This window comes from Streptomyces sp. NPDC030798 (assembly GCF_055572275.1).
Genome location: NZ_JBVIDR010000004.1, coordinates 118,328 through 134,949, shown reverse-complemented (window position 1 = coordinate 134,949; position 16,622 = coordinate 118,328). Strand labels below are relative to the sequence as shown.

The following is a 16,622-nucleotide window of genomic DNA, read 5'->3' as shown; positions in this document are numbered from 1 at the left end:
CACCCCTACGGCGACGACCGACGGCCCACGTACCGTCGTGGGTATGAGCCCCACTCCCCCCGCACGCCGTCTGCACCTGGGTATGCCGCGGCGGATGTTCTCGCAGGTGCTGCTCATGCAGGTGGCGATCGCCGCGGGGGTGGCGGTGCTCGCGACCGGGCTGTTCCTGGCGCCGCTGAGCAAACAGCTGGACCAGGAGGCGGAGCGCCGCGCGCTGGCGATCGCGCAGACGACGGCACAGGACCCGCAGATCGCCGAGGGGGTCCTGACCACCCCGCCGACTCGGAACGGCCCGGTGCAGAAGGAGGCCGAGCGGATCCGGCACGCCACGAACGCCGAGTACATCGTGGTGCTGAACCGGCAGGGCATCCGCTGGTCGCACCCCACCCTCGGCGAGATCGGCCACGTCGTCTCCACCAGCCCCCGTGACGCCCTGCGGGGCAAGGAGGTCATGGAGATAGACAAGGGCACCCTGGGCCGCTCCGCACGCGGCAAGGTGCCGCTCTACGACGCCCGTCACCGGATCGTCGGCGCGGTGTCGGTCGGTATCGCCTACGACAGTGTGCGCGCCCGGCTGATCAGCGCGATCCCGGGGCTGTTCGCCTACGCGGGCGGTGCGCTCGCGGTGGGCGCGCTGGCCGCCTGGCTGATCTCCCGCCGGGTGCAGCGGCAGACGCGGGACCTGGCGTTCTCCGACATCTCGGCGCTGCTCGCCGAGCGCGAGGCGATGCTGCACGGCATCCGTGAGGGCGTGGTGGCCCTCGACCGCGCAGGCCGCATCCGGCTGCTGAACGACGAGGCGCGGCGGCTGCTGGGCATCGGCGACGAGGCGGTCGGCCGGCCGCCGGACGAGGCGCTCGGCGAGGGCCGTACGACGGACGTCCTGGCCGGCCGGGTGACCGGTACCGACCTGCTGACCGTGCGCGGCCACCGCGTGCTGGTCGCCAACCGCATGCCCACGGACGACGGCGGCGCCGTGGCCACCCTGCGCGACCGCACGGAGCTGGAGCAACTGGGCCGCGAACTCGACTCCACCCGGGGCCTGATCGACGCCCTGCGCGCCCAGGACCACGAACACGCCAACCGCATGCACACCCTGCTCGGCCTGCTGGAGCTGGAGATGTACGACGACGCCGTGGAGTTCGTCGGCGAGGTCGTCGGGGACCACCGGGTCACCGCCGAGCAGGTCACCGAGAAGATCCAGGACCCGTTGCTGGCCGCCCTGCTGGTCGGCAAGGCGACCGTGGCGGCGGAACGCGGAGTCGCCCTGTGGGTGTCGGAGCGCACGCGGCTGCCGGACCGGCTGGTCGACCCCCGGGGTCTGGTCACGGTCGTGGGCAACCTGGTGGACAACGCGCTGGACGCGGTCGGCGGCACCCCGCACGCGCGCGTGGAGGTCGAGTTGCGCACCGAGGGCCGTACGGTCGTACTGCGAGTCCGCGACACCGGGCCCGGAATCCCCGAGGACCAACGGGAGTTGATCTTCACGGACGGCTGGTCCACCAAGGAGCCTCCCGCGCACGGCAAACGGGGCCTGGGGCTGTCCCTGGTGCGGCGGCTGGCCGAACGGCAGGGCGGCAGCGCGTCGGTCGGCGCGGCGGACGGCGGGGGCGCAGAGTTCACCGTCGTCCTGCCCGAGGCGCTGGCGGAGGCGGAGCCGGAGCCGGTGGTGCCCGAGGCGTCCGTGGACACCGCCGCCGTCGCCGAGGAGGAGGCACGATGATCGAGGTGCTGGTCGTGGACGACGACGCCCGGGTCGCCCGGGTCAACGCCGCCTACGTGGCGAAGGTGCCCGGCTTCCATGTGGCCGGCGAGGCGCACAACGCGGCCGAGGCGCTGCGCCGGATGGAGACGCTGCCACGGCTCGACCTGGTGCTCATGGACCACTACCTGCCCGACGACACCGGGCTCGCGGTCGTGCGGGAAATGCGCCGGCGCGGCCACCGGACCGACGTGATCATGGTGACGGCGGCGCGGGACGTGTCGACCGTGCAGGAGGCCATGCGGCACGGCGCCCTGCAGTACCTGGTGAAGCCGTTCGCCTTCGCCGGGCTGCGGGCGAAACTGGAGGCGTACGCCGAGCTGCGCCGTACGCTCGACGGCGGCGGCGAGGCCGAACAGGCCGAGGTGGACCGCATCTTCGGCGCCCTGTCGGCGGCGTCGGAACCGGGGCTGCCCAAGGGGCACTCCCCCACCACCGCCGAACTGGTGCGCCAGGCCCTGATGAGCGCCGAGGGACCGCTGTCCGCTCAGGAGATCGCCGAGCGGACGGGCGTGAGCCGGCAGACCGCCCAGCGCTACCTGAAGCTGCTGGAACGCACCGGGCGGGCGCGGCTGACCCTCAAGTACGGCGACGCGGGCCGCCCGGAACACCGTTACGTGTGGGCGACCCGCGTCTGACCGGGGCTGTGCTTCTGCTTGGCGGCCTCCTACTTGGCGGCCTTCACGAACTCGGTCGTGTACGTCTTGCTCAGGTCGACCTTGGCGTTCTTGATGTTCGGGTTGAACGCCTTGAGGACCTTCTCGACGGTCTCCGGGCCGCTCGCGGGCATCACGCCGTCCTTGGTGAACATCGGCAGCGTGCTCTTGATCGCCTGGGCGTAGAGCGTCTTGCTGCCCTGGGAGTAGTCGGCGGGCATCTTGGCGGCGATCTCGGAGGCGCTGTGGGTGGACATCCACTTGAGCGTCTTGACGAATGCATTGGCCAACTTCTGGACGGTGTCCTTGTGTCCGTTCACCCAGTCCGTCTGCATGTACAGACTGGACGACGGGTAAGGGCCACCGAACGCCTCCTGCGAGCCCTCGGGCGTCCGCATGTCGAGGAGGACCTTCCCGGCCTTCTTGTCCAGGATCGTGGCGACGGTCGGATCCGTCGTCATACCGGCGTCGATCGAGCCCTGCTGCAGCGCGGAGATGAAGGTCGGGCCGGCGCCGACGGCGACGGGGGTGACATCGCTGACCTTCAGACCGTTCTTGACCGCGAGGTACTTGGTGAGGAAGTCGGTCGAGGAACCGAGGCCGGTGATACCGAGCTTCTTGCCCTTGAAGTCCTTCGGCGAGGTGATGTCCTTCGCCTGCTTGGCGGAGACGACCTCCACCTCGCCGGGCGCCTGCGAGAACTGCACGACGGACTCCACCGACTTGCCCTTGGTCTGCAGGTCGAGGGTGTGGTCGTAGAAGCCGACGGCGCCCTGGACCTGGCCGGAGACGAGCGCTGTCTCGGCCTGGACACCGGCGGGCTCACTGAGCAGTTCCACGTCGAGGCCCTCGGCGTCGAAGTAGCCGAGCCGCTGGGTCAGCATCGCCGGCAGATAGATGACCTTGTCCAGGCCACCGACCATGATCTTGACCTTCGTGCCCTTGCCGTCGCCCTTGCTGCCGGCGGCGGCCGAAGTGCTGCTCGCCGCGTCATTGGCGCAGGCGGTGAGCGAGGAGAGGGCGAGCAGGCCGGCGGCGGCCACGGAGGCGTATCTGGCGGTCTTGCGCATGGCGGTTCACGTCCTTGTGAGAGGGCGGTACGGGGAAGGTGGGGGTCGTGGAGCGCCGGGCCTCACGGCGGCGCTCGGTGGGCCGGGCTCAGCCGGAGTTGGCCGGCTTCCACCGGAAGATGCGGCGCTCGGCGAAGGTCAGCAGGCCCTCGGCGCCGAGCGCGACGACCGCGAGGATGACCATCGCGGCGTAGACACCGGCGGCGTTGAAGGTGCCCTGGGACGCGGCGACGAGCAGGCCGATGCCCTTGGTGGCGCCGATGTACTCGCCGACGATGGCGCCGATGAGGGCGAAGCCGAAGCTGACGTGGAGGCTGGTGAAGATCCAGGAGGTCGCCGACGGGATGACCACCTGAAGCGTCACCCGGCGATTGCTCGCGCCGAGGATCCGGGCGTTGGCGACCAGGTTGCGATCGACCTCGCGGGCGCCCTGGAAGGCGTTGAAGAACACCGGGAAGAAGACCAGCACCACGGCCGACGCCACCTTGGAGGCGGGGCCCAGGCCGAACCAGATCAGGAAGATCGGGGCCAGCACGATCCTGGGGATGGAGTTGAGCACCTTGACGTAGGGACCGAGGACGTCGGCGAGGAAGGCGATCCGCCCCAGGGCGATGCCGAAGAGCACACCGGCGACGACACCGAGGATCCAGCCGAGCAGCGCTTCCTGCAGCGTGGCCCAGATCTGCTCGCCCAACGAGCCCTGTGCCGTTCCGTGCATCACCCAGGTCCAGATCTGGTCCCAGATCTGCGAGGGCATCGAGAAGTTGAACGGGTCGATGATCTTGGCCCGGGACAGCCCTTCCCACAGGCCGAGCACGGCTATCAGAAGCAGCACCCGCGCCGCGGAGACGACCAGCTTGCGTCTGCGGGCGGCCTGGGCGCGGGTCTGCGCGCGGTTCGTCTTGGTGACGGGCTCCGTCATGGTCGGTGCGATCCGGGCCTCGGGCATGACGTCAGGCGACATGAGCGGCACCCCTCTCACGGGTGATGCGGACCTCTTCGCCGAGGGACTCCCAGATCTCGCGGTAGATCTCGATGAACCGCGGCTCCAGGCGCACCGACTCGACCTTGCGCGGCCGGGGCAGGTCGATGTCGAAGACCTGCTTCACGGTGGCGGGGCCGGCGGTCATCACGACGACCTTGTCGGCCAGCGCGATGGACTCCTCCAGGTCGTGGGTGACGAAGACGACGGAGGCGCCGGTGCCCTCCCACAGCTCCAGCAGCTCGTCCGACATCAGCGCCCGGGTCTGCACGTCGAGCGCCGAGAACGGCTCGTCCATGAGGAGGATCTCGGGGTCGTTGACGAACGTGGCGGCGAGGGCGACGCGCTTGCGCTGGCCACCGGAGAGCTGGTGCGGGTAGCGGTCCTCGAAGGCGGCGAGACCGACGCGGGCCAGCCACTCGCGGGCCTTCTCCTTGGCCTCGGCCTTGGGCATGCCCCGGAAGCGCGGGCCGGCCATGACGTTGGACAGGACCGTCCGCCAGGGAAAGGTGGCGTCCTGCTGGAAGACGAAACCGACCTTGTCACCGACGCCGGCGACCGGCTCCCCGGCCACCAGCACCTCGCCCTCGGTGGGCTCCTCCAGGCCGCTGACCAGCGTCAGCGTGGTGGACTTCCCGCAGCCGGTCGGCCCGACGACGGCGACGAACTCGCCGCGTCCCACGGTGAGGTCCAGATCACGTACGGCCGTGTGCAGACCCCCCGACGGGGTCCTGAAGGTCTTGCTCGCGCCCCGTAGCTCGATGGCGGGGCTGGTGTCTGCGCTCATGGGCCGGGACGGTAGGTGTGGCCCCGGCCACGGCAGGAGTCTTGTGAGCACATGCCGTTCTTTTGCTCGCAAGCACCTGTTGTGCTCATTTAGCTCGCGTTAGAACTGCGGAGCCGAAACACGGGCTCAACGCTCGTCGGCCTTGAAGGAGAGGCCTGATGATTGACGTCCTGGTCGTGGACGACGACTTCCGCGTCGCAGAGATAAACGCCAAGTACGTGGGAAAGGTTCCCGGCTTCCGGGTGGCTGCCCGCGCGCACAGCGCCGCGCAGGCCCTGGCCGCCGTGGAACGCGGCGCCATCGACCTGGTGCTGCTCGACCACTACCTGCCGGACCAGACCGGCCTTGACCTCGTGCACCGCATGCGGGAGCAGGGCCACGGCACCGACGTCATCATGATCACAGCGGCCGGTGATGTGGCGACCGTCCAGAAGGCCATGCGCCTGGGCGCCCTGCACTACCTGGTCAAGCCCTTCACCTTCACGGCCCTGCGTACCCGCCTGGACTCCTACGCCGCGCTGCGCCGCACCGTCGACCGGGTGGGCGGCCGGGGGCTGACCGGCCAGGAGCAGGTCGACCGGATCTTCGGCGCGCTGCGCACCACCCCGGCACCGTCCTCGCCGGGCCTGCCCAGCGGCCACTCCGAGCCCACCACCGACCTGATCTGCGGCGTCCTGCACCGCGCCGACCACCCGCTGTCGGCCCACGAGGTGGCGGCACGGACCGGCCTGAGCCGCTCCACCGCCCAGCGCTACCTCCGCCACCTGGAACAGGCGGGCCGCCTCCGCCTGTCCCTGAAGTACGGCGACACCGGCCGCCCGGAGCACCGCTACGCCTGGGTGGCGCCCTAGGCGCGGCACGCACGCCGCCCCGCGGGCGCCGCCGCCCGGCTAGACGGCTCCGGCCCCGGTCAGGGACCGCACCTCGGTCTCGGCGTACTTGGCCTCGTCGGCGACCTCCTCCGAGGTGACCGTGCCCAGCCAGCCGGCGAGGAAGCCCAGTGGAATGGAGACGAGGCCCGGGTTCTGCAGCGGGAAGTACTGGAAGTCGACGCCCGGGAAGAGCGAACCCGGGCTGCCGGACACCACCGGGGAGAGCAGCACCAGGCCGAGCGCCGGGACGAGCCCGCCGTAGACGGCCCAGACCGCACCGCGCGTGGTGAAGGCGCGCCAGAACAGCGAGTACAGCAGCACCGGCAGGTTCGCCGACGCGGCCACGGCGAAGGCGAGGCCCACCAGGAAGGCCACGTTCAGATCGCGGGCCAGCAGCCCCAGCGCGATCGCGGCCGCGCCGATGCCGGCCGCTGCGACGCGCGCCACCGCCACCTCGCTGCGCCCCCTGCCGCGCGAGCGCCGCAGCGAGGCGTACAGGTCGTGGGCGACGGACGCCGAGGAGGCGAGCGTAATGCCGGCGACGACCGCGAGGATCGTGGCGAAGGCGACGGCGGCGACCACCGCGAAGAGAACCGTTCCCCCTGTGGAACCGGCGCCGCCGCCCAGGTCCAGCGCCAGCAGCGGCACGGCCGTGTTCCCGGCAGCGTTGGACCGGCGCAGCGCCTCGGGGCCCACCACGGCGGCAGCCCCGAACCCGAGGACGATCGTCATCAGGTAGAAACCGCCGATGAGCCCGATCGACCAGACCGCCGACCGGCGTGCGGCCCGGGCGGTCGGCACCGTGTAGAAGCGGGACAGGATGTGCGGCAGCCCCGCCGTGCCCAGCACCAGCGCCAGACCCAGGCTCATGAAGTCGAGGCGGGCGGTCCAGCTCCCGCCGTACTTCAGTCCCGGCGCGAGAAACGCCTCCCCGTGGCCGCTGCGCTCGGCGGCCGTGATCAGCAGCCGGTCGACGTCCCCGTGGAACCGCACCATGACCAGCACCGTCAGCGCGACCGTCCCGCCGAGCAGCAGGACCGCCTTGACGATCTGGATCCAGGTGGTGGCCCGCATCCCGCCCAGCGTCACATAGATCACCATCAGGGCGCCCACCCCGATGACCGTCCAGGCCTGCGCAGCACCGCTCGTCCGCCCCAGCAGCAGCGCCACCAGGCTGCCCGCGCCCACCATCTGCGCCACCAGGTACAGCAACGACACGGTGACCGAGGACGTCCCCGCGGCGATGCGCACCGGCCGCTCGCTCATCCGCGCGGCCACCACGTCCGCCAGGGTGAACCGCCCGCAGTTGCGCACCAGTTCGGCCACCAGGAACAGCACGACCAGCCAGGCCACGAGAAAGCCCACCACGTACAGCAGCCCGTCGTAGCCGTAGAGCGCGATGAGCCCGGTGACGCCGAGGAAGGAGGCGGCCGACACGTAGTCACCCGCGACGGCAAAACCATTCTCCATCGGGGAGAACAGCCGCCCTCCGGCGTAGAACTCCTCCGCCGAGCCCCGCCGCCTGCGGCTCACCCACGTCGTGATGCCCAGGGTGACGGCCACGAATCCACTGAACAGCAGCAAGGCCAGCGTCTGGTGAGCACCGGTCACGCAGCGCCTCCCCGGGCTTCGCGCGTCAGTTCCTGGGTGTCCCAGCGCAGTTCCAGTGCGGCCCGGTCCCGGCGCAGCCGCGCATGCCGGGCGTAGGCCCAGGTGAGAAGGAAGGTGGTGAGGAACTGCCCGAGCCCCGCCAGCATCGCCACGTTCACCGCGCCCACCACGGGCCGGGCCATGAGCGTCGGCGCGGCCGTGGCGGCGACCACGTACGCCACGTACCAGGCGAGGAAGGCGGCGACGCCCGGCACCACGAACCTCCGGTACCGGTTGCGCACCTCCTGGAAGGCCGCGCTGCGCTGCACCTCGAGGTACACGTCACGCGCGCGCACGCCCGCCGCGTCCCGCTCCTCGCGCGCGGCCGGTACGCCCCCTGCCGGCAGGCCCGCGCCGGCCGGGCCGCCCCATCCGGAGGCCAACGCGTCGTACCAGGGATCCTCATACCTCACGTCGCGGGAGGCCGCGCCGTGCTCTTCCTGGTGGCCGGCCGGACTCTCGGGACCGTCCCCGGGCTCCCGGGAACGACCATCGCTTGACTGCATGCCCAAGGATGGACAGACCGGGAAGATCCCTGACTCTTCTTCCCCGCGCTCTTCACCCCATCAGGTGACTCACTCCGCGGGTGGCAGGGCCAGGCCCTTCCCGTAGGCGTACCGCACCGCCTGCGCCCGGTCCTTGAGTCCCGTCTTGGCGAAGAGGTTGTTGATGTGGGTCTTCACGGTCGCCGTGGAGACATGCAGCCTGCGGGCGATCTCCTGGTTGGTCAGTCCCTCGGCGATCAGCACCAGGACCTCGGTCTCCCGTGCGGTCAGCCCGTCCGGCGGCTCGGCGGGAGCCGGTCTGGGCTCGGGCTCCGACAGCCTCTCCAGCAGCCGGCGCTGGACGCTCGGCGACAGCCCCGCATCGCCCGAGAGAACGCTCTCCACGGCACGCACGATCTCCTCGCCGCCCGCGTCCTTGGTGAGGTAGCCGCGGGCTCCCGCGTGCAGCGCGGGGAACAGCGACTCGTCGTCCGCGTACGTGGTGAGCACCACCACCTGGGTCCCCGGGTACGCGGCCCGGATCCGCCGGGTGGCCTCCACCCCGTCGCAGCGCGGCATCCGCAGATCCATCAGAACCACGTCCGGCGCGAGTTCCCCGACCAGCCGCACCGCCTCCTCGCCGTCCCCGGCGGAGCCCACGACCTCCACACCGGGCAGCAGCCCGAGCAGCATCACGATCCCTTCCCGCACCACGGTCTGGTCGTCGGCGACCACCACCCGCGCGGGCTTCCTCTCCCCCTCCGCCTCGGTCATACCGGCACCTTCAGCGTCACCACGAACCCCTCCTCGTCCGGCCGGGCGTCCAGCGAGCCGCCCAGCAGTTCGGCGCGCTCGCGCATCCCGAGCAGACCGTACCCGCCGCCGGATCCCGTGAGTTCGCCCGGCCGACCGCCCGAGTCCCGCACACCCAGCGTCACTTCGCGCTCTCCGTAGTCGAGGCGGATCCGGACCTTGGCACCCTGGGCGTGCTTGCGGACGTTGGTCAGGGCCTCCTGCGCCACCCGACGTACGGCCTGCGACGCCTCGGCCGGCAGGGGCCTGCGCTCACCCGTGACGGTGACCTCTGCACCGTCGGCCGCGCTGACGAGTTCGGTCAGGAACTCCTCCAGCGGCGTCAGCTCACCGCGCAGCGCGGACAGCGCCTGCCGGGTCTCCGCGAGGCCGTCGCGGGCCATGCCCCGGGCGGCCACCACTCGCTCCAGGATCTGGTCCCGCTCGGCGCCGCGCTCGATCAGCAGCCGGGCCGCCTCCAGGTGCACCAGCTGTGCCGAGAGGCTGTGCGCCAGCACGTCGTGGATCTCCCGGGCGATTCTCGCCCGCTCGGCCAGCGCCGCCGACTCCGCCTCGGCGGCCCGCGCGGCCCGCTCCTGGGCGAGCAGCCGCTGGGCACTGCCCCGGGCCTCCGCGTCCAGCCGCAGGACGTAGCCGGCGAGGGCCATGCCCGCCACCGTCGCGGCCGTGGTCAGCCACACGTCCTTGTTGAAGGCCGAGTACGAGGACAGGGCCACCGAGGTCACGGGCAGGGCGGCTCCGAGGGGCAGCCGCTCGAGGGCGGAGATCCCGCAGCCGCACCAGAGGACCAGCGCCGGCACTCTGAACCCGGTGGCCTGGGCGAGGACCGCTAGGCCCAGCAGTGCGCCGATGAGCGCCAGGGAGGGCACCAGCCGATGCTCGTAGGTCGTGCGGAAGAAGGCCCAGGCGGCCGCGCCGGCCAGCAGGACTCCCCCCGCGGCCGCGAGTGTGCCCCAGACTCCGGCGTGCCTCTCGGCGAGGGTGCTCCACAGAAGCATGGCGAGCACCAGCACCCTGACGGCCCAGGCGAGCAGACGCCGCGGCCGGGAGATCCCCGCACGGCCGAGCGCCTCGCGCGACGGCCAGCGCGTCCAGGCGTTGTCCTTCACACGCGCTCCTTCCACGCCGACCGCACCCCGTCACGGTACGCCGGGGCGGGGCTGCTCACGGAGCCCAGGGACTGCGCCCGCCAGGCCAGGACACCGGCACGGACCAGCAGGGTGGCGGCGAGGCCCAGGAGCAGGGCCGAGCTGTGCTGATGCACCCCGCACACGGCGCCGAGAGCGAAGACGCCGATCCGCAGGACGATGCCGACGAGCCATACGGCGGCGCTCGCCTTCGTGCTCTTGGCCCACACGACACCGTCCGGTGCCGTCCAGACGCGGCTGGTCCAGGCCCAGCCGGCGCCCAGCCCCAGCCCGAGGAGTATCTCCGTGGCGACCAGCAGGGCGGATCCGGTGGGGTGGTGGGGGTCGAGTATGCGGGACTGGCCGATCGCCACCACGGCGAGGACGGCGGGCACCAGCCACCAGCGCCGGCCGGTGTCGATGGCGCGGGCCCGGAACTGGCGCACGATCACGATGACGACCAGCGCCATGATCAGCAGCGTATGGACGAGCCCGGACATCGCAGCCTCCGTGAGCGAGAAGGTGGTGTCGGAGCGAGCGCTGCCGACGCCTTCGAAGTTACGGAAACTCGCTGGTCAGGAGATCGGAGCTGGGGTGGATCACGGGTGGAATCCGGTGGCCTGCCGGTCTCCACCCCCGGGTGGAGACCCCTGCCGGACGAGGCCGGAGGCGGCGTCCGCGGCGGTGGTGGAGCCGGCGGTGACCTGCGGCCGCGGTCGCTGCGGTGACCACGGCGGGCGGAACGGCCCCGCGGTGTCGGCCGCACCGCCGGCCCGGCGGCGGCCCTCCTCGCCCGGCCGGCGCCGGAACACGCCCTCACGTCGGCCGACCGGCCCGCTCACAGCGCGAGCAGTACGGTCGGCCGAGCCGGCCGCGGCGGCTACGCGTCGATGCGCGACCGGTCGAGGGTCGCCGCCGAGCTGGAGATGAACTCCTTGCGCGGCGCCACGTCGTTGCCCATGAGCAGGTCGAAGACCTGCTCGGCGGCCTCCAGGTCGGACAGGTTGATCCGGCGCAGGGTGCGGTGGCGCGGATCCATGGTGGTCTCGGCCAGCTGGTCGGCGTCCATCTCGCCCAGACCCTTGTACCGCTGGATCGAGTCCTTGTAGCGGATGCCCTTGCTCTGGAACTCCATGAGCTTGTCGCGCAGCTCCCGGTCCGAGTACGTGTAGACGTACTTGTCCTGGCCCTTCTTCGGCTGGATCAGCTCGATGCGGTGCAGCGGCGGCACCGCGGCGAAGACGCGCCCGGCTTCGACCATGGGCCGCATGTAGCGCTGGAACAGCGTCAGCAGCAGGCAGCGGATGTGGGAGCCGTCCACATCGGCGTCGGTCATCATGATGATCTTGCCGTAGCGGGCCTGGTCGATGTCGAAGGTGCGGCCCGAGCCCGCTCCTATGACCTGGATGATCGCGCCGCACTCGGCGTTCTTGAGCATGTCGGTCACGGACGAGCGCTGCACGTTGAGGATCTTGCCCCGGATCGGCAGCAGCGCCTGGAACTCGGAGTTGCGCGCCAGCTTCGCCGTGCCCAGCGCGGAGTCGCCCTCGACGATGAACAGCTCGCTGCGGTCGACGTCGTCGCTGCGGCAGTCGGCCAGCTTGGCCGGCAGGGAGGAGGACTCCAGGGCCGTCTTGCGCCGCTGGGCGTCCTTGTGCTGGCGGGCCGCGACGCGCGTACGGGCGGCGGCGACCACCTTCTCCATGACGACGCGCGCCTGCGCCGCGGCGTCGCGCTTGGTGCTGGTCAGAAACGCCTTGAGTTCCTTGCTGACCACGTTGAACACGATGCGGCGGGCCGCCGAGGTGCCGAGCACCTCCTTCGTCTGGCCTTCGAACTGCGGCTCGGCCAGGCGCACGGTGACGACTGCGGTCAGGCCCTCGAGGGCGTCGTCCTTCGCGATGTCGTCCTCGGCCACGCGGAGCAGCTTCTTGGCGCGCACGGCCTCGAGCAGGGTCTTGGTGACCGCCTGTTCGAAGCCGGCGACGTGGGAGCCGCCCTTGGGCGTGGCGATGATGTTGACGAAGGAGCGCAGGGTGGTGTCGTAGCCGGTGCCCCAGCGCAGGGCGACGTCCACCCCCAGCTCACGCGTGACCTCGGTGGGGGTCATCTGACCGTGCTCGTCGAGGACCGGGACGGTCTCCTTGAAGGTGCCCTGTCCCGAGAAGCGGAGGATGTCGCAGACCGGCTTGTCGTTCGCCAGGTACTCGCAGAACTCGCTGATGCCGCCGTCGAAGCGGAAGGACTCCTCCCCCTTGCTGCCGCCCTCGCCGAGTCCGAATTCGTCACGGACGACGATGGTCAGGCCGGGCACCAGGAAGGCGGTCTGCCGGGCGCGCTGGTGCAGCGTCTCCAGGTTGAGCTTGGCGTCCTTCAGGAAGATCTGCCGGTCGGCCCAGTACCGCACGCGCGTGCCGGTGCGGGTCTTGGGGATCTTCCTGGCCTTGGCCAGCCCGCTCTTCGCCTCGAACTTCGCCTCCGGGCCCTCGCCCCGGAAGGCGCCCGGCACACCGCGCCGGAAGCTGATGGCGTGGGTGTGGCCGCCGCGGTCCACCTCGACGTCGAGACGGGCGGAGAGCGCGTTGACCACGGAGGCGCCCACGCCGTGCAGGCCGCCGGAGGCGGCGTAGGAGCCGCCGCCGAACTTGCCGCCGGCGTGCAGCTTGGTCATGACGACCTCGACGCCGGACAGGCCGGTCTTGGGCTCCACGTCCACGGGGATGCCGCGGCCGTTGTCCCGCACCTCGACGGAGCCGTCGTCGTGGAGGATCACGTCGATGTGGTCGCAGTAGCCGCCGAGGGCCTCGTCCACGGAGTTGTCGATGATCTCCCAGAGGCAGTGCATCAGACCGCGGCTGTCGGTCGAGCCGATGTACATGCCCGGGCGCTTGCGCACGGCTTCGAGGCCCTCGAGGACGAGCAGGTGCCGCGCGGTGTAGTTGGAACCGTCCCGGTCTGCTCCTGCCAGCAGCGCTGTGGACGGCACGGACGTATCGGCGGTCACGCGGTTCGCTCCTCGCTGAATTTCAGGTGACCCCCTCGCGGACGAGGGGGCGGCTTCGGTCGCCGCTCAGAGGGTACCGAGGCCTGGTAGAGCCGGTGTAACGCCACCCTCGGCGGGCAACTCAGACTAGTCCACGCTCGCATAGATGTTCGATCCCTCGTTGGAGTGAAGTACATATCACGTTCCCTTGGAGGCATGAACCATTTAGGCTCCGGGCACGTCCTCCTGAACAAACCGGCAACCCAGCCGGGAGGACCGAGACACAAGACAGCGCGAAACCGTAAGTACACAAAAGACGCACTACGGCACATTCGCCGCCAACCGGCAGCAGGCAGCCGACCCGGAAAGATTTTTTCGAGGAGAAGCCCCGAGCGGGAACGTTTTCGGGCTGGTTGGATGTTGACCCTGGTACGACAGCTCGTCGAGCTAGAGAAGAGGCGACGTGACTACTGTTCTGACCCCCGCGAGCCCGTTGACGGCCGCCGATCGCTGCGACCGCTGCGGCGCCCAGGCATACCTGCGCGTCGTCCTGCTCAGCGGCGGAGAACTGCTCTTCTGCGCCCACCACGGTCGCAAGTTCGAGCCGGAACTCAAGAAGATCGCCGCTGAGATACAGGACGAGACGGAGCGGCTGACGTCCGTTCCGAACACCGCTTCCGACGAAGAGCGCTGAATCTCGCACCCACGACGAGCCAGCCCCGGCACAGGCCGGTGAACGGGCGGCCGTTCCCCTGGAGGAGCGGCCGCCCGTGCTCATACCCCGACGCAGAGCCTCAGGAGCTCGCGCCGGGCCCTTACAGACGCTGCGCGCCCCGCCCCAGGCTGCGAAGAACGTCGGACACGCGCGTGTACACGCCTGGGCTGCCAGGGCGCCCGCAGCCGCTCCCCCAGGAGACGAGGCCGATCAGCCGCCCGGAGGCCACCAGAGGGCCTCCGCTGTCGCCCTGACAGGCGTCGGGGCCGCCCGCGGCCTCTCCGGCGCACAGCATCGAGCCGGCCTGGTAGGTGCCGTCAGGGCCGCCCGGGTAGGCCAGGGTGCACTGATCATCACTCAGTACGCGCAGGCGTGCGGCGTGGAGATGGCGCGCATAGGCGCCTTCGCCGGTGGTGTCCCCCCAGCCGGAGACCAGGGCCTGCGTACCCGGCGTGTACGCCGGGTCTCCCGCGGGTGCCATGGGCACGACAGCGCTCTGCGGCAGCGGCGCCTCGAGGGTGAGCACGGCGTAGTCCCCGGTGTTGGCCTCGGCGTCGTACTGCGGATTGATCCGGACGTCCCGTACGGCGATCTCCTCGCCCTCGTCCGAGAGCAGGTCCGTACGCCCCGCTATGACCCGCAGGTCGGGCATGAGGTTGGGCGGCGCGCCGAGGACGTCCTCGGCCATGCAGTGGGCCGCGGTGAGCACGGTGGTCCGGGTGACGGCCACCCCTCCGCAGAACTGGCCCGCCCGCGTACCCCCGAACCGGTCACGGCTGGACAGCGCCACGGTCCACGGGGCCTGGGAGACGTCTATCGGAAAACCCCCGACGACCACGCTTCCGGCCGCCGCAGGGGCCGCGCTCGCCAGGGGTATGACGGTCAGGGTGGCCGCCATGACCAGCGGCCGGATCAGTGCCCGGGCAATGGAACGGCGCATACAGGCTCCTCACTCTGGGGTCCTCCTGGGACACCCAGAGTCATGCACCGCCCGCCCGCGCGCAGCACGAAGGCCCGGCTCCCGCGGGGGAACCGGGCCTTCGCCGTGGTACGAGCGGGACCTAGTCGAGGTAGTCGCGCAGCACCTGCGAACGCGACGGGTGGCGCAGCTTCGACATGGTCTTGGACTCGATCTGGCGGATCCGCTCACGCGTCACGCCGTACACCTTGCCGATCTCGTCGAGGGTCTTCGGCTGACCGTCGGTGAGACCGAAACGCATGGAGACGACGCCTGCCTCGCGCTCGGACAGGGTGTCCAGGACGGAGTGCAGCTGCTCCTGCAGAAGCGTGAAGCTGACGGCGTCGGCGGGAACGACGGCCTCGGAGTCCTCGATGAGGTCACCGAACTCGCTGTCGCCGTCCTCGCCCAGCGGGGTGTGCAGGGAGATGGGCTCGCGGCCGTACTTCTGGACCTCGATGACCTTCTCCGGGGTCATGTCGAGTTCCTTGGCCAGCTCCTCCGGGGTGGGCTCGCGGCCCAGGTCCTGGAGCATCTGGCGCTGCACGCGCGCGAGCTTGTTGATGACCTCGACCATGTGCACCGGGATGCGGATGGTGCGGGCCTGGTCGGCCATCGCGCGGGTGATGGCCTGACGGATCCACCAGGTGGCGTACGTGGAGAACTTGTAGCCCTTGGTGTAGTCGAACTTCTCGACGGCGCGGATCAGACCGAGGTTGCCCTCCTGGATCAGGTCCAGGAAGAGCATGCCGCGGCCGGTGTAGCGCTTGGCCAGGGAGACCACCAGACGGAGGTTGGCCTCCAGGAGGTGGTTCTTGGCGCGGCGGCCGTCCTCGGCGATGATCTCCAGCTCGCGCTTGAGCTTCGGGGCGAGCTTGTCGGCGTTCGCCAGCTTGTCCTCGGCGAACAGGCCCGCCTCGATGCGCTTGGCCAGCTCGACCTCCTGCTCGGCGTTGAGCAGGGGGACCTTGCCGATCTGCTTGAGATAGTCCTTCACCGGGTCGGCGGTGGCGCCGGCCGCGGCGACCTGCTGGGCGGGAGCGTCGTCCTCGTCCTCGTCGGACAGGACGAAGCCCGCGCTCTCGGCGCCCTCGGGCTCGTCGGTGACCTTGGTGTCCTCGAGGACCTCATCCTCGGTCAGCTCGACGTCGTCCTTCTTGGCCGTGGTCTTCTTCGCGGGCGCCTTCTTGGCCACGGTCTTCTTCGCCGCTGCCTTCTTGGCGGTCGTCTTCTTGGCTACGGCCTTCTTGGCGGGTGCGGCTTCCTCGGCGGGATCGTCGGCGACCGGGGCGGGGGGCACGGCCGGCGCAGCCGTGGTGGCGGTGGCCTTCCTGGTGGTCACCGTCTTCGCCGCGACCGTCTTGGTGGCGGTGCGCTTCGCCGGGCTCTTGGCAGCGACGCTCTTTCGGGTGCGCTTGGGCTCTGCTGCACTGACCATCAGCGTCACACCCTCTTCCTCAAGGATCTGGTTGAGGCTGCGCAGTACGTTCTTCCACTGAGTGGCCGGAATCTGGTCAGCTTCGAAGGCCCGACGCACATCGTCGCCGGCGATCTGCCCCTCAGCCTTTCCCCGCTCAATGAGCGCCATGACAGAGACGGACTCGGCGATCTCCGGCGGGAGCGTACGGGATGTGCTGGCCGACACGAACAACCTCTCGGAACGTTGGAAAACGGCTTCCGGCCCCGTCCACAGCGGACGGTGGCCGACCACCGGCCTGGGGATGGGCCGACGGAGCGGGCGGGGGCCGGGGAAGATGCACAG

General features: G+C 70.7%; 15 protein-coding genes. 4 read left to right on the top strand and 11 right to left on the bottom strand.

Annotation, left to right across the window (positions count from 1 at the left end; genetic code table 11):
- Positions 1–43: 43 nt before the first annotated feature.
- On the top strand, positions 44–1,723 hold the full coding sequence (locus ACZ404_RS11300; RefSeq protein WP_468438382.1) for an ATP-binding protein: 1,680 nt from the start codon (positions 44–46) through the stop codon (positions 1,721–1,723).
- Complete coding sequence (locus ACZ404_RS11295; RefSeq protein ID WP_468438378.1) at positions 1,720–2,400, top strand: response regulator; 681 nt, start codon at positions 1,720–1,722, stop codon at positions 2,398–2,400. Before ACZ404_RS11300 ends, ACZ404_RS11295 begins: the two co-directional genes overlap by 4 nt.
- Before the next feature lie 29 nt (positions 2,401–2,429).
- Here the strand turns inward: ACZ404_RS11295 and ACZ404_RS11290 are convergent, their stop codons facing one another.
- The 3 genes from ACZ404_RS11290 to ACZ404_RS11280 form a co-directional block, all read right to left on the bottom strand.
- Positions 2,430–3,488: an ABC transporter substrate-binding protein gene (locus ACZ404_RS11290; RefSeq protein WP_468438375.1), complete on the bottom strand. Its 1,059-nt coding sequence runs from the start codon at positions 3,486–3,488 to the stop codon at positions 2,430–2,432.
- An 88-nt stretch (positions 3,489–3,576) separates the two neighbouring features.
- Positions 3,577–4,452, bottom strand: coding sequence for an ABC transporter permease (locus ACZ404_RS11285; RefSeq protein ID WP_468438373.1), 876 nt, complete (start codon positions 4,450–4,452; stop codon positions 3,577–3,579).
- A complete protein-coding gene (locus tag ACZ404_RS11280; protein WP_468438371.1) occupies positions 4,442–5,257 on the bottom strand; it encodes an ABC transporter ATP-binding protein in 816 nt (271 codons plus the stop codon). The genes ACZ404_RS11285 and ACZ404_RS11280 overlap by 11 nt, the downstream gene beginning before the upstream one ends.
- Before the next feature lie 158 nt (positions 5,258–5,415).
- Here ACZ404_RS11280 and ACZ404_RS11275 point away from each other — a divergent pair, with 158 nt between their 5' ends.
- Positions 5,416–6,108, top strand: coding sequence for a response regulator (locus ACZ404_RS11275; RefSeq protein ID WP_468438368.1), 693 nt, complete (start codon positions 5,416–5,418; stop codon positions 6,106–6,108).
- 39 nt (positions 6,109–6,147) lie between these two features.
- On the opposite strand, the gene ACZ404_RS11270 is transcribed toward ACZ404_RS11275, so the two are convergent.
- From ACZ404_RS11270 to ACZ404_RS11245, 6 genes are all read right to left on the bottom strand, one after another.
- Positions 6,148–7,740 (bottom strand): solute symporter family protein, encoded by a 1,593-nt coding sequence (locus tag ACZ404_RS11270; protein WP_468438366.1) that lies wholly within the window; start codon positions 7,738–7,740, stop codon positions 6,148–6,150.
- Complete coding sequence (locus ACZ404_RS11265; protein ID WP_468438363.1) at positions 7,737–8,285, bottom strand: DUF485 domain-containing protein; 549 nt, start codon at positions 8,283–8,285, stop codon at positions 7,737–7,739. The genes ACZ404_RS11270 and ACZ404_RS11265 overlap by 4 nt, the downstream gene beginning before the upstream one ends.
- 69 nt (positions 8,286–8,354) lie before the next feature.
- A complete protein-coding gene (locus tag ACZ404_RS11260; protein ID WP_468438360.1) occupies positions 8,355–9,038 on the bottom strand; it encodes a response regulator transcription factor in 684 nt (227 codons plus the stop codon).
- Positions 9,035–10,186, bottom strand: coding sequence for a sensor histidine kinase (locus tag ACZ404_RS11255; RefSeq protein ID WP_468438357.1), 1,152 nt, complete (start codon positions 10,184–10,186; stop codon positions 9,035–9,037). The genes ACZ404_RS11260 and ACZ404_RS11255 overlap by 4 nt, the downstream gene beginning before the upstream one ends.
- Complete coding sequence (locus ACZ404_RS11250; protein ID WP_468438354.1) at positions 10,183–10,704, bottom strand: DUF1453 domain-containing protein; 522 nt, start codon at positions 10,702–10,704, stop codon at positions 10,183–10,185. The genes ACZ404_RS11255 and ACZ404_RS11250 overlap by 4 nt, the downstream gene beginning before the upstream one ends.
- A 380-nt stretch (positions 10,705–11,084) precedes the next feature.
- Positions 11,085–13,208 (bottom strand): DNA gyrase/topoisomerase IV subunit B, encoded by a 2,124-nt coding sequence (locus ACZ404_RS11245; RefSeq protein WP_468438352.1) that lies wholly within the window; start codon positions 13,206–13,208, stop codon positions 11,085–11,087.
- 442 nt (positions 13,209–13,650) lie between these two features.
- Here ACZ404_RS11245 and ACZ404_RS11240 point away from each other — a divergent pair, with 442 nt between their 5' ends.
- A complete protein-coding gene (locus tag ACZ404_RS11240; protein WP_014675476.1) occupies positions 13,651–13,881 on the top strand; it encodes a DUF7455 domain-containing protein in 231 nt (76 codons plus the stop codon).
- Between the two features lie 121 nt (positions 13,882–14,002).
- Here the strand turns inward: ACZ404_RS11240 and ACZ404_RS11235 are convergent, their stop codons facing one another.
- A complete protein-coding gene (locus ACZ404_RS11235) occupies positions 14,003–14,842 on the bottom strand; it encodes a serine protease (protein WP_468438349.1) in 840 nt (279 codons plus the stop codon).
- Between the two features lie 121 nt (positions 14,843–14,963).
- The gene (locus ACZ404_RS11230; protein WP_468438346.1) at positions 14,964–16,505 is read right to left on the bottom strand and encodes an RNA polymerase sigma factor; all 1,542 of its coding nucleotides are present in this window, start codon (positions 16,503–16,505) and stop codon (positions 14,964–14,966) included.
- Between the last annotated feature and the right edge of the window lie 117 nt (positions 16,506–16,622).